This window comes from Arthrobacter sp. NPDC056727 (assembly GCF_042790555.1).
Classification (GTDB): domain Bacteria; phylum Actinomycetota; class Actinomycetes; order Actinomycetales; family Micrococcaceae; genus Arthrobacter.
Map to the genome: position 1 here is coordinate 54,172 of NZ_JBHTZA010000024.1, position 21,635 is coordinate 75,806.

At 67.5% G+C, this 21,635-nt stretch carries 19 protein-coding genes; 11 read left to right on the forward strand and 8 right to left on the reverse strand.

Annotated features, from left to right (window positions below; translation table 11 throughout):
• Window positions 1–129: 129 nt before the first annotated feature.
• Genes ACFRAH_RS19805 through ACFRAH_RS19820 form a run of 4 tightly spaced genes read left to right on the forward strand, consistent with a single transcriptional unit; the run spans window position 130 to window position 4,971 of the window.
• Window positions 130–1,872: a nitrite/sulfite reductase gene (locus ACFRAH_RS19805; protein ID WP_377992620.1), complete on the forward strand. Its 1,743-nt coding sequence runs from the start codon at window positions 130–132 to the stop codon at window positions 1,870–1,872.
• Window positions 1,869–2,606 carry a phosphoadenylyl-sulfate reductase gene (locus ACFRAH_RS19810; RefSeq protein WP_377992621.1) on the forward strand — a complete coding sequence of 246 codons (738 nt, stop codon included), beginning with the start codon at window positions 1,869–1,871 and terminating at the stop codon, window positions 2,604–2,606. The genes ACFRAH_RS19805 and ACFRAH_RS19810 overlap by 4 nt, the downstream gene beginning before the upstream one ends.
• Window positions 2,603–3,550 (forward strand): sulfate adenylyltransferase subunit CysD, encoded by a 948-nt coding sequence (gene cysD, locus ACFRAH_RS19815; protein ID WP_377963133.1) that lies wholly within the window; start codon window positions 2,603–2,605, stop codon window positions 3,548–3,550. The genes ACFRAH_RS19810 and cysD overlap by 4 nt, the downstream gene beginning before the upstream one ends.
• Window positions 3,550–4,971: a sulfate adenylyltransferase subunit 1 gene (locus ACFRAH_RS19820; protein ID WP_377992622.1), complete on the forward strand. Its 1,422-nt coding sequence runs from the start codon at window positions 3,550–3,552 to the stop codon at window positions 4,969–4,971. The genes cysD and ACFRAH_RS19820 overlap by 1 nt, the downstream gene beginning before the upstream one ends.
• A gap of 78 nt (window positions 4,972–5,049) precedes the next feature.
• Here ACFRAH_RS19820 and ACFRAH_RS19825 read toward each other — a convergent pair whose 3' ends face one another.
• Window positions 5,050–5,493, reverse strand: coding sequence for an SRPBCC family protein (locus tag ACFRAH_RS19825; protein WP_377992623.1), 444 nt, complete (start codon window positions 5,491–5,493; stop codon window positions 5,050–5,052).
• A gap of 114 nt (window positions 5,494–5,607) precedes the next feature.
• On the opposite strand from ACFRAH_RS19825, the gene ACFRAH_RS19830 reads away from it, so the two are divergent.
• The 4 genes from ACFRAH_RS19830 to ACFRAH_RS19845 all read left to right on the forward strand — a co-directional run bounded on the left by ACFRAH_RS19830 (window position 5,608) and on the right by ACFRAH_RS19845 (window position 9,809).
• On the forward strand, window positions 5,608–6,774 hold the full coding sequence (locus ACFRAH_RS19830; RefSeq protein ID WP_377992624.1) for an RtcB family protein: 1,167 nt from the start codon (window positions 5,608–5,610) through the stop codon (window positions 6,772–6,774).
• 126 nt (window positions 6,775–6,900) lie between these two features.
• Complete coding sequence (locus tag ACFRAH_RS19835) at window positions 6,901–8,055, forward strand: ABC transporter substrate-binding protein (RefSeq protein ID WP_377992625.1); 1,155 nt, start codon at window positions 6,901–6,903, stop codon at window positions 8,053–8,055.
• Window positions 8,056–8,107: 52 nt separating this feature from the next.
• Window positions 8,108–8,833 (forward strand): ABC transporter ATP-binding protein, encoded by a 726-nt coding sequence (locus tag ACFRAH_RS19840; protein WP_003804180.1) that lies wholly within the window; start codon window positions 8,108–8,110, stop codon window positions 8,831–8,833.
• Entirely contained in the window at window positions 8,823–9,809 is a 987-nt protein-coding gene (locus ACFRAH_RS19845) for an ABC transporter permease (RefSeq protein WP_377992626.1), read from the forward strand. The genes ACFRAH_RS19840 and ACFRAH_RS19845 overlap by 11 nt, the downstream gene beginning before the upstream one ends.
• A 259-nt stretch (window positions 9,810–10,068) precedes the next feature.
• Here ACFRAH_RS19845 and ACFRAH_RS19850 read toward each other — a convergent pair whose 3' ends face one another.
• Window positions 10,069–12,231, reverse strand: coding sequence for a hypothetical protein (locus tag ACFRAH_RS19850; protein ID WP_377992627.1), 2,163 nt, complete (start codon window positions 12,229–12,231; stop codon window positions 10,069–10,071).
• Window positions 12,232–12,433: 202 nt separating this feature from the next.
• Between ACFRAH_RS19850 and cobA the strand changes: the two genes are divergently transcribed.
• Together cobA and ACFRAH_RS19860 are read left to right on the forward strand one after the other, a co-directional pair.
• Window positions 12,434–13,705 (forward strand): uroporphyrinogen-III C-methyltransferase, encoded by a 1,272-nt coding sequence (gene cobA, locus ACFRAH_RS19855; protein WP_377992628.1) that lies wholly within the window; start codon window positions 12,434–12,436, stop codon window positions 13,703–13,705.
• Between the two features lie 87 nt (window positions 13,706–13,792).
• Window positions 13,793–15,259 carry an FAD-dependent oxidoreductase gene (locus ACFRAH_RS19860; protein ID WP_377992629.1) on the forward strand — a complete coding sequence of 489 codons (1,467 nt, stop codon included), beginning with the start codon at window positions 13,793–13,795 and terminating at the stop codon, window positions 15,257–15,259.
• Between the two features lie 76 nt (window positions 15,260–15,335).
• Here the strand turns inward: ACFRAH_RS19860 and ACFRAH_RS19865 are convergent, their stop codons facing one another.
• The 6 genes from ACFRAH_RS19865 to ACFRAH_RS19890 form a co-directional block, all read right to left on the reverse strand.
• Window positions 15,336–15,776 carry an SRPBCC family protein gene (locus tag ACFRAH_RS19865; RefSeq protein ID WP_377992630.1) on the reverse strand — a complete coding sequence of 147 codons (441 nt, stop codon included), beginning with the start codon at window positions 15,774–15,776 and terminating at the stop codon, window positions 15,336–15,338.
• Between the two features lie 57 nt (window positions 15,777–15,833).
• Window positions 15,834–16,661 (reverse strand): DUF1206 domain-containing protein, encoded by an 828-nt coding sequence (locus ACFRAH_RS19870; protein WP_377992631.1) that lies wholly within the window; start codon window positions 16,659–16,661, stop codon window positions 15,834–15,836.
• Between the two features lie 24 nt (window positions 16,662–16,685).
• The gene (locus ACFRAH_RS19875) at window positions 16,686–16,976 is read right to left on the reverse strand and encodes a hypothetical protein (protein ID WP_377992632.1); all 291 of its coding nucleotides are present in this window, start codon (window positions 16,974–16,976) and stop codon (window positions 16,686–16,688) included.
• A gap of 138 nt (window positions 16,977–17,114) precedes the next feature.
• Window positions 17,115–17,690: a hypothetical protein gene (locus ACFRAH_RS19880; protein WP_377992633.1), complete on the reverse strand. Its 576-nt coding sequence runs from the start codon at window positions 17,688–17,690 to the stop codon at window positions 17,115–17,117.
• Between the two features lie 170 nt (window positions 17,691–17,860).
• Window positions 17,861–18,541 (reverse strand): FadR/GntR family transcriptional regulator, encoded by a 681-nt coding sequence (locus tag ACFRAH_RS19885; RefSeq protein ID WP_377992634.1) that lies wholly within the window; start codon window positions 18,539–18,541, stop codon window positions 17,861–17,863.
• A gap of 6 nt (window positions 18,542–18,547) precedes the next feature.
• The gene (locus ACFRAH_RS19890; protein ID WP_377992635.1) at window positions 18,548–19,837 is read right to left on the reverse strand and encodes a CynX/NimT family MFS transporter; all 1,290 of its coding nucleotides are present in this window, start codon (window positions 19,835–19,837) and stop codon (window positions 18,548–18,550) included.
• A 141-nt stretch (window positions 19,838–19,978) separates the two neighbouring features.
• Here ACFRAH_RS19890 and ACFRAH_RS19895 point away from each other — a divergent pair, with 141 nt between their 5' ends.
• The gene (locus ACFRAH_RS19895) at window positions 19,979–21,631 is read left to right on the forward strand and encodes a CHAD domain-containing protein (RefSeq protein ID WP_377992636.1); all 1,653 of its coding nucleotides are present in this window, start codon (window positions 19,979–19,981) and stop codon (window positions 21,629–21,631) included.
• The last annotated feature ends 4 nt before the right edge of the window (window positions 21,632–21,635 follow it).

Here is a 21,635-nt window from a genome sequence, read left to right on the forward strand (position 1 = left end):
GAGCCGCCAAAAGCACAGCCAGCGGCGCCATTCAAGGCCTCCCGGCGAGTCATGACGAAATGTTTCCTTAGGTGACTTAGCATTTCCGGGCCTTTGTGACGTATTTCGGCGCGGCTCTACAGTCGATGCATGACTGATACAGCTCTAGCCGGAGCGTCCACGGACACCGCCGCCAAGCGCCCTGCCCGTGCCTCCCGCCCCGCCGCCAAGCCCCACGGCCAGTGGAAGGTGGACGGAACCACCCCGCTGAACGCCAACGAAACCTGGAAACAGGAAGACGACGGCCTCAACGTCCGCGAGCGTATCGAGACCATTTATGCCAAGGAAGGCTTCGACGCCATCCCCGGCCAGGACCTGCACGGCCGTTTCCGCTGGTGGGGCCTGTATACCCAGCGGAAACAGGGGATCGACGGCGGCAAGACCGCAACGCTTGAGCCGCACGAGCTCGAGGACAAGTACTTCATGCTCCGCGTCCGGATCGACGGCGGTGCCCTCACCACCGAGCAGCTGCGCGTCATCGGCCAGATCTCCGTGGACTTCGCCCGGGACTCAGCCGACCTCACGGACCGCCAGAACATCCAGCTGCACTGGATCCGCGTGGAGGACATCCCCGAGATCTGGCGCCGCCTCGAGAGCAACGGCCTGTCCACCACCGAGGCCTGCGGCGACGTTCCCCGTGTCATCCTCGGCTCGCCCGTGGCAGGCATCGCCAAGGACGAGATCATCGACCCCACCCCGCTCATCGCCGAGCTGGGCGAGCGGTTCATCGGCAACCCGCTGCTGTCCAACCTGCCGCGCAAATACAAGACCGCCATCACCGGGCACCCCAGCCAGGACGTGGTGCACGAGATCAACGACTGCGCCCTGGTCGGGGTCCGCCACCCCGAACTCGGCGTGGGCTACGACCTCTGGGTGGGCGGCGCGCTGTCCACCAACCCGATGCTCGGCAAGCGCCTCGGCGCGTTCGTGACGCCGGAGCAGGCCGCTGACGTGTGGCTCGGCGTGACCAGCATCTTCCGCGACTACGGCTACCGCCGCATGCGCACGAAGGCCCGCCTGAAGTTCCTGCTGGCCGACTGGGGCCCGGAGAAGTTCCGCCAGATCCTCGAGGACGAATACCTCGGCTACAAGCTGGCCGACGGCCCCGCCGCACCCAAGCCGTCCACCCCGGGCGACCACGTGGGCGTGCACGAGCAGAAGGACGGCAAGTTCTTCATCGGCGCCACCCCCATTGCCGGCCGCCTGTCCGGCTCGCAGCTGGTGAAGCTCGCGGACACCATCGAGGCCAGCGGTTCCCGCCGCCTGCGGACCACCCCGCACCAGAAGATCGTGGTGCTGGACGTTCCCAAGGATGAGGTGGAGCCGCTCGTGTCCGGCCTGGATGTCCTGGGCCTCTCTGCCCGGCCGTCCGTGTTCCGCCGCGGCACCATCGCCTGCACCGGCATCGAGTACTGCAAGCTGGCCATCGTGGAGACCAAGGTCACCGCGGCCACGGCCGTCGCCGAGCTGGAACGCCGCCTCGCCGACCTCGCGGACAGCGGCCAGCTCCCGCAGGCCCTGTCGCTGCACATCAACGGCTGCCCCAACTCCTGCGCCCGCATCCAGACCGCGGACATCGGGCTCAAGGGCATGATGCTTCCCACGCCCGACGGCGACCCCAGCCCGGGTTTCCAGGTCCACCTGGGCGGCGGGCTGGCTTCCACCGACCGCGAAGAGGCCGGCCTGGGGCGTACCGTCCGCGGCCTGAAGGTCTACGTCGCGGACCTGCCGGACTACGTCGAGCGCGTTGTCCGCAAGTTCGTCGCCGACCGCGCCGAGGGCCAGACCTTCGCCGAGTGGGCCCACGCAGCTGACGAGGAGGCACTGCAGTGAGCAACGGAGCCACGGTCGCGACAACCCCGGCTGCCAAGCGCTCGCACGAGGAGCTGAAGGCCCTCGCCGAGGCCGGCGCCGCCGAGCTCGGCTGGGACGCCCCGGCCCGCGACGTCATCGCCTGGGTCGAGCGCAACTTCGACATGCCCGCCGTCGCCGTCGCCTGCTCCATGGCCGACGCCGTCCTGCCGGCTCTGGTCGCCGACCAGCTTCCCGGCGTCGACGTCCTGTTCCTGGAGACCGGCTACCACTTCCCGGAATCCTACGCCACGCGTGACGAGGTGGCCGCGAACCTCCGCATCAACGTGGTGGACGTGCTCCCCGAGAACACCGTGGAGCAGCAGGACCGGCTCCTGGGCAAGGACCTCTTCGCCCGTGACGCCGCCCAGTGCTGCGCCCTCCGCAAGGTTGCCCCGCTGCGCCGCACGCTCGCCGGCTACGAACTGTGGTTCACCGGTGTCCGCCGCGACGAGGCCCCCACCCGCACCAACACTCCGCTGGTGACGTGGGACGAGGCCAACGGCCTGGTCAAGGTCAACCCGATGGCCGCCTGGACGTTCGACCAGCTGGTCCAGTACTCCGACGACAACCTCCTGCCCGTCAACCCGCTCCTGTCCCAGGGCTACCCGTCCATCGGATGCCAGCCCTGCACCCGCAAGGTGGCTCCCGGCGAGGACCCCCGCGCCGGCCGCTGGGCAGGAACCAACAAGACAGAATGCGGACTACACGTATGAGCACTTTCCTAACTGAGGAGTCCACCCTGGTGACCGACGCCGCTGAATCGACGCGCCTGTCCAGCCTGGACACCCTCGAATCCGAAGCGATCCACATCATCCGCGAGGTTGTCGCCGAGTTCGAGAAGCCCGCGCTCCTGTTCTCCGGCGGCAAGGACTCCGTGGTCATGCTGCACCTGGCCACCAAGGCGTTCTGGCCCGGTAAGGTCCCTTTCCCCGTGCTGCACGTCGACACCGGGCACAACTTCCCCGAGGTCATCGATTTCCGCGACCGGACCGTTGAGCGGCTGGGACTGAAGCTCGTCGTCGGCTCCGTCCAGGAGTTCATTGACCGCGGCGAGCTGGCCGAGCGTGCCGACGGCACCCGCAACCCGCTGCAGACCGTCCCGCTGCTTGACGCCATCCAGTCCAACAAGTTCGACGCCGTCTTCGGCGGCGGCCGCCGTGACGAGGACAAGGCACGCGCCAAGGAGCGCATCCTGAGCCTGCGCGACGAGTTCGGACAGTGGGACCCGCGCAACCAGCGCCCCGAACTGTGGAACCTGTACAACGGCCGGCACACCGTGGGCCAGCACGTCCGCGCGTTCCCCATCAGCAATTGGACCGAGCTGGACGTGTGGCGCTACATCGAGCGCGAAAACATCGAACTTCCGGGCCTGTATTACGCCCACGAGCGCGAGGTCTTCGCCCGCGACGGAATGTGGCGCGCTGTTGGCGAGGTGTCCCAGCCGCTGCCGCATGAGGAAGTCATCACCAAGACCGTCCGCTACCGGACCGTCGGTGACATGTCCTGCACCGGCGCCGTTGAATCGGCTGCCGCCACCGTGCGCGACGTCGTGATCGAAGTTGCCGCCTCCACCATCACCGAACGTGGCGCCACCCGTGCGGATGACCGCATCTCCGAGGCCGCCATGGAAGACCGCAAGAAGGACGGCTACTTCTAATGACTACCGACATTGACACCGCCCGCGCCGCGGCGCTCCTGGACGAGGCCCCGCTCGCGTCCGCTTCGCTGTTCCGCTTCGCCACCGCCGGCTCGGTCGACGACGGGAAGTCCACTTTGGTGGGCCGCCTCCTGCACGACTCCAAGGCCATCCTCGCCGACCAGCTCGAGGCTGTTGCCCGCACCTCCTCGGACCGCGGATTCGGCGGCTCGGCCGGCGGCATCGACCTCGCACTGCTGACCGACGGCCTGCGTGCCGAGCGCGAGCAGGGCATCACCATCGACGTCGCCTACCGCTACTTCGCCACTGACCGCCGCAGCTTCATCCTCGCGGACTGCCCCGGGCACGTGCAGTACACCAAGAACACGGTGACCGGCGCGTCCACCGCGGATGCCGTCGTCGTACTCATTGACGCCCGCAAGGGTGTCCTGGAGCAGACCCGCCGGCACCTGTCCGTGCTGCAGCTGCTGCGCGTGGCTCACGTGATCGTGGCCGTGAACAAGATCGACCTCGTGGACTTCAGCGAGTCCGTCTTCCGCGAGATCGAGGCCGACGTGCAGAAGGTTGGCCGCGAGCTGGGCCTGGGTTCGGACGGCATCGCCGATCTGCTGGTGGTTCCGGTTTCCGCGCTCGACGGCGACAACGTGGTGGAGCGCTCGGAGCGCACCCCCTGGTACACCGGGCCGGCGCTGCTCGAGGTGCTCGAGACTCTGCCCGCCGCCGATGAACTGGAAAGCCACCTGGAGAGCTTCCGCTTCCCCGTGCAGCTGGTGATCCGCCCGCAGGGTGCGCTCGCGCCGGACGCTGTTGCCGCCGGGCTCGACGTCGAGGCGTACCGCGATTACCGTGCCTACGCCGGACAGATCACCGAAGGTTCCGTGAAGGTGGGGGACCAGGTCAGCGTGCTGACCCCCGGCCAGGACCCGCGCACCACGACGGTCACGGGCATCGACTTCGCAGGTGCCTCGCTGGAGGAAGCTTCCGCACCGCAGTCCGTGGCGATCCGTTTGGCTGACGAGTTCGACGTCGCCCGCGGTGACACCATCGCCGCCGCAGGCACCGTCCGCGAGTCCTCGGCCGACCTGTACGCCCAGCTGTGCTGGCTGTCCCCGAAGCCGCTCCGCGAGGGTGCCAAGGTCCTGGTCAAGCACGGCACCCGCACCGTGCAGGCCCTGGTCCGCAGCGTGAACGGCAAGCTGGACCTGGCCACCTTCAACCTCGAGGGTGCCTCCAGCCTGGAGCTCAACGACATCGGGCACGCGCAGCTCCGGCTCGCCGCCCCGCTGCCGCTCGAGAACTACCTGCACCACCGCCGCACGGGCGCGTTCCTGGTGATCGACCCGATCGACGGCAACACTCTCGCCGCCGGCCTGGTCAAGGACCACCCGGGCGACCACGAGGACGAGCGCTACAGCATCTGATTTCCGCGAGTTCGCCGGAACGCCGTAAGGCCGCCGTACAGCTACGGCGGCCTCGCGGCGTTCCGGCGTTTTCGGCGGTTAAAGTGCCGCGCCGGATTCGAGGATGCGCTTGATATTCCTCAGGTCCTTGCGCGTCGCCCTGCGGATCATCGGGGCCATGAACAGTCCCGCGAGCTGCGAGAAGCCCGAGGGCTTGCCGGTGTTGCCGAGCGTCATCCGGGTACCGCCGCCGATTTCCGCCCATGTGTAGGTCGTCTGCATCGGAAACGGGCCCTGGGCGGTGCGCATCACCAGCTTCTCGCCCGGGACGTACTCGACGAATTCGTACGTGTAGCTCAGGTCCCGGCCCATGAACTTGGCGGTGAACGCCACCTTGGATCCGAGGTCGAGGGGTCCCGTCGTCAGCCGCTGCGAAGAACGGATGTTCTGGTACCACTCGGGCGCGTTGTCGGGGTCCGCGGCGTACTCTGCCACCTCTTCACGCGGCCGCCGGATGAGGATCTCGGTTTCGACATTCACCATGCTTGCGTCTCCTTCTTCGGGGGCGGTTCTTTGTGCAGCGCAGGCCCTTTGTGCGGGGCCGGGGTTTAGCCTAGAACCTACGCTAGTCCGCGCTCTTCCAGTTGGAGGCCAAGCATGGAAACCATCACCAGCCGGCTCATCAACTGGGCGTCGATCCTGGACGAGAAGACCCGTGAGCAGGCTCTGACCACCTCCCGCCTGCCCTTCATCTACCCGCACCTGGCACTGATGCCGGATGCGCACCTGGGCAAGGGCGCCACTGTGGGATCCGTCATCCCGACGCTCGGCGCGATCATTCCCGCCGCCGTCGGGGTGGACATCGGGTGCGGGATGATCGCGGTGCGGACCGAGTACACCCTTAAGGAACTCCCGCGGGACCGGAAGCCGCTGCGCGAGAGCATCGAGCGCGCCATCCCGCTGTCCGCGGGCCACAACAACCGCAAGGTAACGGCCACCGCGGAGCCACGCATCGCCGAACTGCACCGGCGTGCCGAAAAAGCCGGTTTCAACCCGGCGCAGTACGTGGCGAAATGGGACCTCCAGCTTGGCTCGCTCGGCTCCGGCAACCACTTCATCGAGGTCTGCACCGACGAGACCGACGCCGTCTGGCTGTTCCTGCATTCCGGCTCACGCGGCGTGGGCAACAAAATAGCCCAGCACCACATTGAAGTGGCGCAGGCAGTGGCCCGCGACAAGCACATCACCCTGGAGGACCGGGACCTCGCGTACCTGGAGGAGGGCACCCCGGCGTTTACGCGGTACATCAAGGAGCTGCGCTGGGCCCAGCACTTCGCCCTCCTGAACCGCGAGGAGATGATGGACCGTGTCATCCGGCAGTTCAGTGACTGGGTCGGCGGACCGGTCAAGGAGACGGAGCGGATCAACTGCCACCACAATTTCACGCAGCAGGAAACGCATTACGGAAAGTCGGTGTGGGTGTCGCGCAAGGGCGCCATCAAGGCCGAGGCGGGCGACCCCGGCCTGATTCCGGGATCCATGGGGACGGCGTCCTACGTGGTGGAGGGGCTCGGCAACACCGCCTCCCTGAACTCCTCGCCGCATGGTGCAGGCCGGGAGTATTCACGCAACGCCGCACGCAAGGCCTTCTCGCTGGCCCAGCTCAAAGAGGCCATGCACGGCATCGAGTTCCGGGCCACGGAAGCGTTCATCGACGAGATCCCGGCAGCCTACAAGCCCATCGACCAGGTGATGCGCGACGCCGCGGATCTGGTGAAGGTGCGGCACCGGCTGCGCCAGCTCGTCAATGTCAAGGGGGACTAGCCCCGAAATGTAACGGGCGCGCGGGCATGCGGATTTTTGTGGCCGAATGTGACGTTGCATGAACCTGCGTGACCCCTGATTTCCGCGCCGTTGAACCCCGTTTATGCCAGTCCCTATGGTGAATCCATGAGTACTCCCAGGCCGGGCATGACCCGCATTGTGGCCGGCGAAAGCCAGACGCCCAAGCGCCGCCGTGCCCTGGAGGTTGCGCTGGCCGTCGGACTCGTCCTGCTGATCAGCGTGGGAGCGGTTGTTGCGTCGGCTGTGGCCCGGGATTCCAATGCCTCGGCGGCCCCTGACGCGGCGGGTACCCCCGCGGCCGAGCTGAAGCTGGGCTACTTCGGGAACATCACCCACGCCCCGGCTCTGGTGGGCGTCCAGAAGGGCTTCATTGCGAAGAGCCTCGGCAGCACGAAGCTGAGCACGCAGGTGTTCAATGCCGGTCCGGCTGCGATCGAGGCGCTCAACGCCGGCGCGATCGATGCCACGTACATCGGCCCGAACCCGGCCATCAACTCGTTCGTCAAGAGCAAGGGCGAATCCGTCAGCATTATCGCCGGCGCAGCGTCCGGCGGAGCGCAACTGGTGGTGAAGCCGGAGATCAAGACCGCGGCTGATTTGAAGGGCAAGACCCTGGCCTCGCCGCAGCTGGGCGGCACGCAGGATGTGGCGCTTCGCGCCTGGCTGGGCAAGCAGGGCTACAAGACCAACACCGACGGCGGCGGGGACGTGGCGATCAACCCCACTGAGAATGCCCAGACTCTGAAACTGTTCCAGGACGGCAAGCTCGACGGCGCGTGGTTGCCTGAGCCGTGGGCCTCGCGTTTGGTGCTCCAGGCCGGGGCGAAGGTCCTGGTGGATGAGAAAGATCTGTGGGACGGCTCGCTGACGGGCAAGCCCGGCGAGTTCCCCACGACGATCCTGATCGTGAACAGGAAGTTCGCCGCCGAGCACCCGCAGACCGTGGAGGCACTGCTCAAGGGCCACGTCGAGGCCGTGAAGTGGCTGAACGACACTCCGTCCGCCGAGAAGGCCGCCGTCGTCAATGCCGCCCTCAAGCAGGACGCCGGCAAGGCACTGGCGCAGAACGTCATTGACCGCTCGCTGAAGAACATCGTGTTCACGGTGGACCCTCTCGCCGGAACCTACAAGAAGCTGCTGCAGGACGGCGTCGACGCCGGTACCACCAAGCAGGCCGACCTCAACGGCCTCTTCGACCTCCGGGCGCTGAACGCCGTGTCCGCGGAAAAGACCTCAGCTGCAGGGCTGGGCCGGGACTAGCCCGCTTCATCTGCAGCGCCGCATTAACGCACCTCGAACAAAGGACGGGACCATGCCAGTCGTACTGGAGAACCTGGGCAAGCGCTTCGGCGAAGGCGCCCCGGTGCTGGACGACGTCAACGCCACCATCGGCAAGGGCGAGTTTGTCGCCCTCCTCGGTGCGTCCGGCTGCGGCAAGTCCACCCTGCTGAACATCATGGCGGGACTGGAGCTCCCGACGTCGGGCGCCCTTGAGGTGCCCAGCGACGGCGCCGCCTTCATGTTCCAGGATTCGGCCCTGTTTCCGTGGCTCACGGCGCGCGAGAACGTTGAGCTGGCGCTGAAGCTGCGCGGCGTGGGCAAAGCCGAGCGGCGCGTCAAGGCCGCCGAACTGCTGGAACTGGTCCACCTGGCCGAGGCCGCGGACCGGCGCCCGCACGAGCTGTCCGGCGGCATGCGCCAGCGCGTGGCCCTGGCCCGCTCGCTCGCGCAGGACCGCCAGCTGCTCCTCATGGATGAGCCGTTCGCGGCCCTCGACGCCATCACCCGCGACCTGCTGCATGACGAACTTGAGCGCATCTGGAAGGAAACCGGACGCACCATCGTCTTTGTGACCCACAACGTCCGCGAGGCGGTCCGGCTGGGCCAGCGCGTCCTGCTCCTGTCCTCCCGCCCTGGCCGCGTGGTGCAGGAATGGGAAGTCACCGAAGAACACCGTACCGACGCCGGTCTTGCCGGACAGCTGACCGGGGTCATCACCGCCCGGCTGCGAGAGGAGATCCGCCGTCATGCCAAGTAACCCATCTCCCGTGGCTGAGCCCGTCGAGACCCCGCTGGTTGAGCGCGTCGAAGCACCCGGCGCTTCGTCCTCGTCTGAGGCCGAGAAAGTGCACGCCGCGCTGACCCGGTCCTCTACGGGCTCGGCCGACCTGCGTGAACTGGAATCCGGGCTCGACTCGCTGCAGTCCGACGCGGTCCGCAAGGCCCGGGTCGACTGGAGCCGCATCCTGCTGCCGGTTGCCGCCGTCGTGGTGCTCATCATTGTTTGGCAGTTCTACGTCTCGCTCGGCCTCAAGCGCCGCGACCAGGTACCCGGCCCCATGGACGTGCTGGAGCAGTTCGGCACGCTGTGGGCTGAGGGATCGCTGCAGGAAGCTGTGTGGACCTCGCTGCAGCGCGGGCTTCTGGGGTTCCTGATCAGCGTCGCGATCGCCACGCCGGTCGGCCTGCTGCTGGCCCAGGTGGCGCCGCTGCGCAGGGCGTTCGGCCCGCTGATTTCGGGGCTGCAGGTCCTGCCGTCGGTCGCCTGGGTGCCGGCCGCCATCATCTGGTTCGGCCTCACCGACGCCACCGTGTACTTCGTGGTGTTCATGGGCGCGATCCCCTCCATCATCAACGGCCTGATCTCCGGCGTGGACCAGATCCCGCCGCAGTACCGCAGCGTGGGCACCGTCCTGGGCGCCTCGAGGCTGCAGATGGCCGTGCAGATCATCCTGCCCGCGGCGCTGCCCGGCTACCTCGGCGGCCTCAAGCAGGGCTGGGCGTTCTCCTGGCGTTCGCTCATGGCCGCGGAAATCATCGCGGTGGGCGGCACCATCGGCTTCGGCCTTGGCTCCATGCTGAACCAGGGCCGCGACCTCGCCGACATGACCATCGTGATGTCCGCGATCCTCCTGATCCTGGCCGTGGGAATCCTGATCGAGCTGCTGGTGTTCGCACCGATCGAGAAGCGCCTGCTCCAGCGCCGCGGCCTCCTGGCAGGCAGCACCCGCTAAGCACCGCACTGAACCTGAAAGCCCGACGGCGATTTCCCGCCGTCGGGCTTTCTGCTGCCCGGGCGCTTGGGTGCCTGGGGGACCTGCTGCCAAACCGGGGTACATTGAGCCGCGACACGCCGCCTTTAGGCCTTCCGGGGCCCGATTCGCGGCCAAAGTGCCCCACGACGGCAGCGAAGCCGGCGAACGGCAGGGCACAAGAAAGCCCGACGGCGATTTCCCGCCGTCGGGCTTTCTGCGTACTGCTCCGTAATAAGGGTTAGCCGCGGGTCAAGGTCCCGCAGCCATGGACTGAGAAGCCTTTGGCCCATGACGGAATGGTCACGACGATCCATCCGGAGGGGATGTCGTTGTCATAAATTTCGTCAAAGGTTCCGCTAAAGCCGCTCAAGGTTTCCCAGTAGCAGAAGTCCCCCGAAGCGAATCCGTAGTACGTTCCCGGCAGGATGTCGATCCCCACCCGGTAGGTCCCGTCCCTGGTGATGCTCGTGGCCCTTGCCCCAGTTGACGGGACAGTGGTCCAAGCTCCGCAGCCATCGCTTTCGAAGCCAACGTCACTAGGAAGGATCTGCACGTAGGTCACTCCTGAGACGATGTCGTTCGCGTTGATGTCACTAACATTTCCCGAGAACCCACTGAGTCGCGCCCAGTAGCAGAATGATCCGCCTGTGGATTTGTACAGACCCGGCTTGATCTGCGTACCCACCCGGTAGGTGCCGTCGCCGCGAAGGACGGTCACAGCCCAGACCGGGAGCTTGAACGCCGGGCTCATGGTGACCCGGGTGTCCGAGTAGATCAGGCTTGCGGACACGCGGACCGTCATGGACTTGCCGTTGTCCGGGGCGGTGAGGCGGTAGGTGCGGTAGCGCGCGCCGGAGATGGCTGCGCCGTTGCGGTACCACTGGTACGCGTAGGCCGACGGCGCGGGGGAGTAGGTGCCGACGTTGGCAGTGAGGACGGAACCCAGTGACGTTCCACCGGTGATGCGCGGTGCCGTCTTCAGGTTGATAAGCGCCCTGCCAACTGTGACAGCGGCGGTGGTTACCGACCGTGTTGCGTAGCCAGGCTTGGAAACCGTGACCTTCACGTTCACCCGTGAACCGATGTAGCTCGGGTTGAAGTACAGCGCGTACCCGGTGCCGCCCTTGATTGCCACGCCGTTCCGGTACCACTGGTAACGGATTGTCGTGCCGGCGGGCCAGCCCTGCGACACCTTCACAGTGGAGCCGTAACGGTGGGTTCCCACGACGGTCAGGGGCTTGGTGGCAACGATCGTCCCAGCGGCAATGGTGCGCGCGGCCGAGAACCGGTCCACTGTCACAAAGCCGGCCTTGGTTGCACGCACCCGGACCTTGAGTGCCTTACCGTAGTCGGCCGCGGAGGTGGTGTAGGTACGGCCGACAGCTCCCGTGATGGCCGCTGTTCCGCGGTACCACTGATAGGACAGCGCCGCACCGCCGGGAGCCCACGTCCCTGCATTCGCCGTCTGCGCCTGGCCCACGCGGGCGGTTCCGCTGACGGTGGGCACTGGTGCGGTTACGAAGGTTGCAGCCAGGCCGGTGACCTGGACGGAGGAGAGTCCCACCGAGGTGAAGCCCGGCGCTGACAGGGTCATTTTGGCCCACAGCTTCTGTCCGACGTCGGCGGCGGTGACTGTGTAGCGCGCGGCTGTGGCCGATTCGATCGCCAGAATCCCGCGGAACCACTGGTACGTCACCGTTCCCTGGTTGGCGGAGTTATCCCACTGCGGCGTGGCCAGCGACAGCTCCTGGCCGACTGCAGGACGGCCGTTCAAGACGTTGCTCCAGGCAACCCCGGTGAAGGCGGCGGGCCGTACCGTGACAGCCGCAGCTGACGCTTCGGTGCCGGGAGTCTGCGCGTCCGACGACGCCACGACAGTGAGCTGGACGCTCTTGCCTGCCATCGATGGGAGGACGGTCAGGACATCGGCTTCGCCGACGGCGTGACCCGCGGTCTGGACGGGGACGCCGTCGATGACCCAGCTGTAGTGGATCCAGCCGGCGCCGCTCCACTGGCCGCCCGTGGATGTGACGGTACCGCCGACCACGGGGTCGCCCTCAATAACCGGAAGACTGGTGTTTTCGGGGGCGGCCGGCGCCACCTCCGCGGGCACTGTTTCCGTGGGTGTCACCTCGGCGGGAACCGTTTCGATTGGCGTGGCCTCCGGCGGCGTGATTTCCGGAGCCGGGTCGACAGGTGCCGGATCAACCGGCTGATCCACAGGCGCCGGATCGGCGGGAGCCGGTGCGGGCTCCGTAACCGTGCCTGTTTCCATCGGCAGCGCCTGTGCTGCCGGAGCCATCAGGAGTCCGGCGAGCAACGCGATGCTGCCGGCTGTGGCAATGCTCCTGGTCAGACGACCAGGGCGCGTCCGCGTACGGACGTTTTCGTGCAGAGACAACTAGTCCCCTTCCCCCATGTTGAGACCGATCGGAGATTCCGATCTCGGTTATTGTAAGGCCGGTCACAGACATTTCCGGTCCGGGAGCCCAACGACGGCGGGACGCTAAACAACCTGCCCCAATATGACGCAGCGTTACCTTGCGTGAACTGGTGTTTCCGCGCCGTTGGCCGGGCCCGTAACACAGCCCTACCGTTGATTCATGGCAATTCAGGACATTTACCCCACTGCGCTGCGCCTCCTCGGCCGCCCCGTGCTGGTGGTGGGCGGCGGACGCGTTGCTGCGCGCCGCGCGAAGGGCCTGCTCGACGCCGGTGCCCGCGTCACCGTGGTTGCTCCCGAGGCCACCGCCGCGCTCCGCGAACTCGCCGACGCCGGCCTGCTCACCTGGGAGCCCCGCACCTACCGCTCCGACGACGTCGACGGCGTGTGGTTCGTTCAGACCGCCACCGGCGATCCCGCCGTGGACACTCTGGTTGCCGCCGACGCCGAGGCGCAGCGCGTCTGGTGCGTCAACGCCTCCGACCACGAATCCTCCGCCGCCTGGACGCCCGCCGTCGCCGAGGTGGACGACGTCAAGATCGCCGTCAACGCCGGGGGGGACCCGCGCCGCGCCATGGCCCTGCGGGACGCCGTCGCCACCGCCCTGGAATCCGGCGACCTGCCGCTGCGCCGCCGCCGGGCCCACCGCGGATCCGTTGCCCTCGTTGGCGGCGGTCCCGGCGACACCGGCCTCATCACGGTCCGTGGACGCCGGCTGCTCGGCCAGGCCGACGTCGTGGTTGCGGACCGCCTCGGCCCCCGCGAACTGCTCAACGAACTGGCCCCCGACGTGCGCGTCATCGAGGTCGGCAAGACCCCCGGCCACCACCCCGTGCCGCAGGCCGAGATCAACCGGATCCTCGTCGACGAGGCACTCCAGGGCCACCGCGTGGTCCGTCTGAAGGGCGGCGACCCGTACGTCCTGGGCCGCGGCGGCGAGGAAGCAGAATTCTGCCGGCAGCACGGCGTCGAGGTTGAAGTGGTTTCCGGCGTGACCTCGGCGATCTCCGTCCCCGCCGCCGCAGGCATCCCGGTCACCCACCGCGGCCTGGCCAAGGGCTTCAGCGTTGTCACCGGACACGAGGAACTGTCCGAGGTGCCGGCCCGCCCCGACCACACCGTGGTCCTGCTCATGGGCGTCGGCCAGCTGCGTGAATCCGCGGCCGCCCTCGGCGCAGCCGGTCTGCCCGGTGACACGCCAGTTGGTATTGTGGAAAACGGCTACCTGCCGGACCAGCGCGTCACCATAGGCACCCTCGGCACCATTGCCGACCAGGCCGAGGCCGCCGGCGTCGCCAATCCTGCAGTGATCGTCATCGGTGACGTGGTCCGCGTCAGCCCGTTCGCGCCGTCGCACTTCAAAACCGCGGACTACAGCACCACCAGCCCCAACAAGCCCCGCACCAGCACCACCCGCGTTCTCACCCCCTGAAACCCACCGATTGCTCCATAACTGCCCTTGTGAAGGTTCAAAAGGGCGCCTACGGAGCAATCGATGCAGAAGAAAAGGAACACAGCCGTGTCAACCAGCACCACCGTAGGAACCGCCGCCCGCCCGTTGCGCGTGGCCGTCATCGGATCCGGCCCGGCCGGCGTCTACGCAGCGGACATCCTCACCAAGAGCGAGGCCGTCAAGAGCGGCGAGCTGACCGTGAGCATCGACCTCTTTGACCGCTACCCGGCACCCTACGGCCTGATCCGCTACGGTGTGGCCCCGGACCACCCGCGCATCAAGGGCATCGTCAACGCCCTGCACAAGGTCCTGGACCGCGGCGACATCCGCTTCTTCGGCAACGTTGACTACGGAACGGACCTCTCCATCGAGGACCTGCGCGCCCACTACGACGCCGTCATCTTCGCCACCGGCGCCATCAAGGACGCCGACCTGAACATCCCGGGCATCGAACTCGAGGGTTCCTTCGGCGGCGCCGACTTCGTCTCCTGGTACGACGGACACCCTGACGTGTCCCGCGAATGGCCGCTGGATGCGAAGGAAATCGCCGTGATCGGCAACGGCAACGTCGCCCTCGACGTGGCCCGCGTCCTGTCCAAGCACGCCGACGACCTCCTGGTCTCCGAGATCCCGGACAACGTCTACGCCGGCCTGAAGGCATCGCCCGTCACCGACGTCCACGTCTTCGGCCGCCGCGGCCCCGCCCAGGTCAAGTTCACCCCGCTGGAGCTGCGCGAGCTGTCCCACTCCAAGGACGTGGACATCATCCTGTACCCGGAGGATTTCGAGTTCGACGAGGAGTCGGACCGCCAGATCCAGAGCAACAACCAGACCAAGACCATGGTCGGAACGCTCACCAACTGGATCGCCGAGCAGCCCGAGGACGTCTCCGAGCTCAAGGCCTCCCGCCGCCTGCACCTGCACTTCCTGCACAGCCCGGTGGAAATTTACGACGACGCCGAGAACCCCGGGCGCGTCAGCGGCATGAAGTTTGAACGCACCGAACTGGACGGCACGGGCAACGCCCGCGGCACCGGCGAGTACGTCGACTACCCGGTCCAGGCCGTCTACCGCGCCATCGGCTACTTCGGCTCCGCCCTCCCGGAGATCGAGTTCGACCACAAGAAGGGCGTCGTTCCCAACGCCGGCGGCCGTGTCCTGGACGCCTCCGGCGAGCACGTCCCGGGTATCTACGCCACCGGCTGGATCAAGCGCGGACCGGTCGGCCTCATCGGCCACACCAAGGGCGATGCCCTCGAGACCGTGACGTTCCTGCTGGAAGACCGCGAGAACCTGCCGGTTGCCGAGGCACCTGCTGCCGGCGCCGTCGTCGACCTGCTCGAAAGCCGCGGCGTGGAGTACACCACCTGGGAAGGCTGGCTGGCCCTGGACGCCCACGAACTCGCCCTCGGCGCCGAGGCCACCGCTGCCGGCGGCTCGCACGGCGTTGAGGTTGTGCGTGAGCGCATCAAGGTGGTTCCGCGTGAGGACATGGTCTCCATCTCCCGCGACGGAATTGCCGCCAGCGTCTAACTTCCAAAGCCAACGCGGGGTCACTTCGCGCCCATTCCACTCCGGATATTGGGCGGGATCTGACCCCGCGTTGCTTTTAAGCTCCCGCGCCGCCGGCGGCCATGAGAGCCAGCCGGCCAAGGGTTTCCCGGTTTCGCACCGTGATGACCGGATCGCGCAGCACCTTGGGAACCGCCAGGCCGGGGCCGCGGACCGCGTCCTCGGTCATGGTTACCCGGCACTGCCCGCCGAGGTCCTCGAGGGTGATGACCACCTTGGCCTCGCCGATGGGCCAGCCGCGGGCGATCAGTTCGAGCCGCCGCTCGGGTTCCACCGCCGTGACCTTGGTTGAATCGTTGATGAGCAGCGGCCAGACGCCCACTGAGTGGTGCAGCAGAGCGCCAACCGCCGGCCAGTGCGCATCCACGTCGCGGATTCTCGAGGCACCCACCACCCAGCCGGAGTAGAGCCAGCCGTCCGCTATCACCCTCCAGACGGCCGACGCCGGTGAATTGAAGACCTGCGTGACGGTTGACATGCTGTTCCTTTCGTCGGCCGAACCCCGGCGCCGGGCGGCGGAGTTGGGCGCCCATCCCTACATCCTGCCGAACTTTGACCGGACCAGGGCGAAGATTCCGTAGCAAATAAAGCCGGCCCCGATAGCAAATAGCAGGTAGGGCCCGTAATCATGGTCGCGCAGCGCCTGGAGGCTGCCATCGAGGCCGGTGGATTCCTCGGGCGTGTGCTTGGCGGCGGCGATGGCGAAGAGCAGCCCGGCGAGGAACAGTGCGATGCCCTTGGCCACGTGTCCGGTGACGCCGAGGGTGTCGATGAGTTTGCCCCGGCGGGTGCCCTCAAAGTGGAAGAGCTCCTCCTTGAAGCCGCGCCGGACTCCTTTCACCACAAAGTAGATGCCCACGCCGATGACCGTCAGCCCCAGTGCACTCAGGAGTACTCCGCCTAACGGATTGCTGAGCAGGGCTGCGCTCACGTCCTTCGTGGACTCGCCGGAGTCCCCGCGAAGCCCCACTGCAAAGCCGCCGAAACTGAGGCCGATGCTGCCGTAGGCGACCGCGAGGAAGCCGGAGGAGATCAGCTTCCCGATCCGTTCCTTGCGGGGCAGGTGGCGGGCACGGAGGGTGGCCTCGCTCAGCTGCCAGAGGGAAAGCCCGGCGCAGCCGACCATGCCCGCCCACATGAGTGCCGGCCCCCAGGGATTGGCGGCCAGCTGTTCGATGGCGCCGGTGGGCTCGGCCTGCCCGGGATGCCCGAAGGCCAGCGCAATCGCGATCGCGCCGAGAATGATGTGCAGCAGGGCCATGACAGCGAAACCTGAACGCGCGACGACGTCGAGCGCCTTGGTGTTCGATGCAGCCTCTGCGGCGTCGGCCGCCTCGCTGATCGTCGAGTCGTTGTCCGTCATGCCCTCCGGGTGAGTTGTTGCCGCTTAGCCGTTCATCGGCCCTTCCGCGTGGATGCGCTCCGAGCCTTCACCCACGAGCTTCACCGTGCAGCGCACCACGAGGTCGTCGGGTGCTGTGTCGATGTCCACGAGGGCGTCGCCGGCGCTGAGGACGGTGAATACTGCCGAGCCTTCCGCAACGTCGAATCCCTTGCTCCTTGCGGCCTGTGTGGCGTTGGCCAGCGCCTCGCGCTTCAGCCCGTCCACGTACGACTGGTCGTCCTCGCGTTCGGAGTCGCCGAATGCCCAGCCGAAGAGTGTTCCTGTTGATCCCATGGCGTTGATTTTACGCACAGAACCGTTGATATTACGGGCCGCCGTAACGTTAGTAAGTGTGCTTACCATAAAGCGGGCGACGGCGGCGGGGCACTTGGGTGCCCTGCCGCCGTCGTGCGCGGATGTGGTCCGCGGGACTTAGAATTCGGCGTTCACGAATCCCACCACAATGGCGGTCCACCAGCAGACCTGCGAGATGGCCAGGCATAGGAGCATGTGGATCCGCTGGCCGACCGGCAAGCCGGCGAAGGTGGTTGTCGGGTCCTTGATCACGAGCCGGCGCATGAGCGGAATCAGCATGATCCCGTTGAGCATCAGCACCAGCACGGCTCCGAGTTTCACCAGGGTCCAGGGGTTGCCGAGGTTCGGGCTGAGGAAGGCGCCGGTGAGCAGCAATACAGCAGTTCCGGACCAGATCAGGGGGCTTGCCGCGCCGTCGAGGCGGATGGTCTCGGCGAGTTCGCGCTTACCGATGAGCCACAGAAATCCATGCCAGTCCACCAGCAGGATTGCTCCGAATGCCAGCACCAGCGCCAGGATGTGAATGGACAGGGCGATGACGTGGGGCGGCCCTTGCAGGGTCACCGACAGTCCCATCATTACGGAAAGGACCCACGCCACGGTAGCTGCGACGCAGAGGATCCCCACCAGGCGACGGGATGATTTGTGGGTTTTCCGCGGGAGCCTGCGTCCCGCGGCGGCGCTGTATGTCACGGTGTACCTCCATGTGCCTGAAGGATTTACTCGAGTGGGGCGGAGTTCCGCCGCGAGGTAGACCGCTGCCCTGAGCATGTGACCGAAACCTTGGAAAATCCTTGGAAAAACCCTGCGGGACACCCAAGAATGGTCCCCCCATTTGGGGGGGGTGTTGCTCCCGCGGCCGGTTACTCCCGCAGCCGGTCCGAGCAGGAATTGAGGTTCCGGTGCACGCTGGCCACGGCTGCATCGCCGTCATGTGCTTCGACGGCGTCCACGAGCTCGCCGTGGCCCGCGTGCGGGAGGCCGTTGAAGCCCGGGCGCAGGTGCTGCTTGAGCAGGTCGGCGTGGAAGACGTCGCCGAAGCTGACGTACAGCTCGTGCAGGAGGGGGTTGCCGGAGGCCTGTGCCAGCCGCTCGTGGAAGCCCCAGTCAGCTCGCGCCCAGCCCGCATAGTCCGCGGCATTCCAGGCGTCATCACGCTCGGTGAGCAGCGCGCGCATGGCGGCGACGTCGTCGGCCGTTGCATGCCTGGCGGCGAGGCGGGCAGCCTGGGTGTCCAGCCCGACGCGGACCTCGAGGATGTGTTCGTTGGTGTGCTCCTTGTAGAGCCGGCGGGCGGCTCCGGAGATTTCGCTGGTGGCACGGACGTATGTTCCGTCGCCGCGCCGGACCTCGAGCATGCCGCTGTGGGCCAGGGCCTTGACGGCTTCACGGAGTGTCCCGCGGGACACCCCCAGCCCGGACATGAGCTCCGTTTCGGACGGGATGCGCTGCTGCAGCGGCCACTCGCCCGTCTGGATCATCTCGCGGAGTTTGGCGGTGACTTCGTCCGCCAGCGGCGGGCGGTGGGACGTGCTCAGGGTCATGGCGTCCTATTCTTTCATTCCGGGGGTGCCTGGGGTGCGCGTTCCGGCGGCCTTGCCGGCGGCGGCGGATCCCGATGCGCTGACCCCGGCGGCCCGGCGGCTGCTCAGGAGGTGGGCCACGACGATCTGCACCACGGCGACGGCCAGGAGCAGCGCCAGCGGCAGCATCCAGCTCCCCGTGGCGCTGTGCAGCAGGCCCATGCCGAACGGCCCGACGGTGGCCAGAAGATAGCCGCTGGACTGGGCCAGGGTGGACAGTGCCGTGGTCTCGGCGGTGTTCCGGCCGCTGCGGCTGATGATCACCATGACCAGCGGGAAGATGCCCAGGCCGAAGCCCAGCAGGACCGCCGGGATGACGGCCAGCGAAACGGGGAGGACGAGGAGTGCGGCGATGCCGGCGGTCATGGTGAGGGTGGCCATGTAGACGGCGGGACGCAGCATCCGCGGCCGGGAACCGATGGCGATCAGCACCATGCCGGCCGGAACCGAGACCAGCTGCATGACGCCGAACATGAGGGCGCTGTCCGCAGCGCTGAGGCCCATGGTGGTGAGCATGTACGGGAACCAGCTGAGCAGGGCATAAGCGAGCAGGGCCTGCAGGGTGAAGATGGCCGTGAGCAGCAGCCCGGTCTTGGTGCGCAGCAGCGGCCACGGGGAGATGTGTCCGGCCGTTTTCCGGACAGTGTTGCGGTGGGCGTGCAGCGTCACGGGCAGGAAGCCCAGGAACGCGGACAGGGCGAGGACCCCGATAGTGCCAAGCCCGGCCGACGGCGACCCCAGCAGCTGTGAGAGGGGAACCACGGCTACAGCCATGACGGTGGCGCCGCTGGTCATGGTCACCGTATAGACGGCGGTCATGAGCGAGGTGCGGGCGGCGAAGTGCTCCCGGATGAAGGAGGGCATGGATACGTTGCAGACAGCCAGGCCCGACATCCCGACCACCGTGCCCAGCACCAGCATGCCGGTGGTGGGAATGCCCCGGACCAGCAGTCCGCCGGCCAGCAGGCCCAGCGCGAGCAGGATGGCCTTCTCCACGCCGAGCTTCCCTGTCAGCCACGACGTCGCGGCACCGGCTACGGCGAAGCACAGCGTGGGAATGGAGGGGATGAGCGAGGCGACCAGCGGCCCGTAGCCCAGAACCTGCTGTAGGTCGTGCAGCAGGGCAGAGGCGCCCGTGATCCCGGCCCGCAGATTCAGCCCGATCAGCACCAGGGCAATGACGCCGGCGACGACGGCGGACCGGGGCTTGGTCGGGTGGGTGGCCATGGTCGGGGGTGCTGAAGAAGTGGTCGCCATCCCTTAACGTTAGACGTTTGACGTTTGATGTCTAGAACTTTGTGGGGAAACTCTCGCGGGCACTCCGGCCCGGGCATAGACTCGGGCCAGCAGGAGCACCGCCCCCAGCGACCCGGCAATGGGAAAGGACGCCGCCCAGCCATGACAGCCGAAGGCCTTGAAGCCGAGAAGAAGTACGACGTCGACGCCGGCACGGCGCTGCCCGAGCTGGCCGCCATTCCCGGCGTGGCCCGGGTGGGCGAGCCGCACGAAGCCCAGCTTGAAGCGGTCTACTTCGACACCGATGACCTGGTTCTCGCCGCCCGCCGCATCACCCTGCGGCGCCGCAGCGGCGGGGCCGACGCCGGCTGGCACGTAAAGCTGCCGCCCGGACCCGCGTTGGAAGAGGGACCTGGTCCCCGCTTGGAGATCCACGCCCCGCTGGGCCAGGCCGACGTCGTTCCCGGGAAACTGCTGGCCCACCTGCACGCCTACCTCCGCGGGTCCGACCCCGCACCCGTGGCCCGGCTGAATACGCGGCGCACCACGCACGCACTCTACGGGGACGACGGCGTGCACCTCGCCGACTTTGCAGACGACTTCGTGGAGGCCGAGCTTCTTCAGGGGGCTGGCCAGCAGCCGGCAGGCCAGAAGCAGCAGTGGCGCGAATGGGAACTCGAGCTGGTTCACGGCCAGCCGGACGTGTTCAAGGCAGCGGCCGGGGTCCTGGCCGCGGCAGGTGCCCGGCCGTCGGCGCATGAGTCCAAGCTGCGCCGTGCACTCGGGGAAGTCCGGCCGGAAGCCCAAGGGGCCGAAACAGCAGGCACGGCAGCAACTGACGGCGGGGCGGTCCCTGATGGCGGGGCAAAGCAGCCCGGCGGCAGGAAACCGGGCAAGAAGTGGCCGGTGTCCGCCGTCGTAAGCGCCTACCTGGCGGGGCAGATCAGCGAAATCCTGGCCAACGACGCCCGGGTGCGGCTGGAGGAACCCGATGCGGTCCATGCGATGCGCTCGGCCACGCGCCGCGTGCGGTCGGCGCTCGGGGTTTACCGGAAGCTCTACGGCCAGGGCGCGGTGGGCAGGCTGCGCGACGAGCTCAAGTGGCTGGGCCGGATCCTCGGCACGCCCCGCGACGCCGAAGTCATGCAGGACCGGCTGCGGACGCAGATCGGCACGCTTCCGCCGGGGGAGGCTGCCGACGACGTGAAACGGCGGATCGAGCGCGAACTGGGCACCAGGCTGGACGCCGGCTACCGCAAGACGCAGGAGGTGCTCCTGACCGACCGCTACTTCCGGCTCCTCGACGACCTTGAAGACTTCCGTGACCACCCGCCCGTCCGCCCGGCGGCTTCCGCGCCCGCGCGCAAGGCCGCCCGCAAGCTGGTGGGCAAGTCGACCACACGGCTGCGCCGCGCCCATAAGTCTGCCCGGCGGGTCAAGGACGGCGCCGGCGAAAGGCCCGGCATGGAACTGAGGGACGCCACCGCGCACGAAACCGCGCTGCATCAGGTGCGCAAGGATGCCAAGCGGCTGCGGCATGCGGCCGAGACCGTGGATCCGGTCTTCGGCCGGCGCGCCGCCAAGCTGGCCAAGGCGGCGCATAAACAGCAGAAGATCCTGGGCGACCACCATGACAGCGTGATGGCGCGGATTTTCCTGGGGAAGCTCGCTGGCGGCGCGGACCTGCCGGAACCGGTGGCCACGGCCTACGGCTCGCTCCTGAAGGGGGAGGAGAAGAGCGCCGCCAAGGCCCAAGCCAAGTACCGCAAGGCGCACCGGAAGTCCCGGAAGCGGATCCGGCGCGGACTCGCATAGCGGA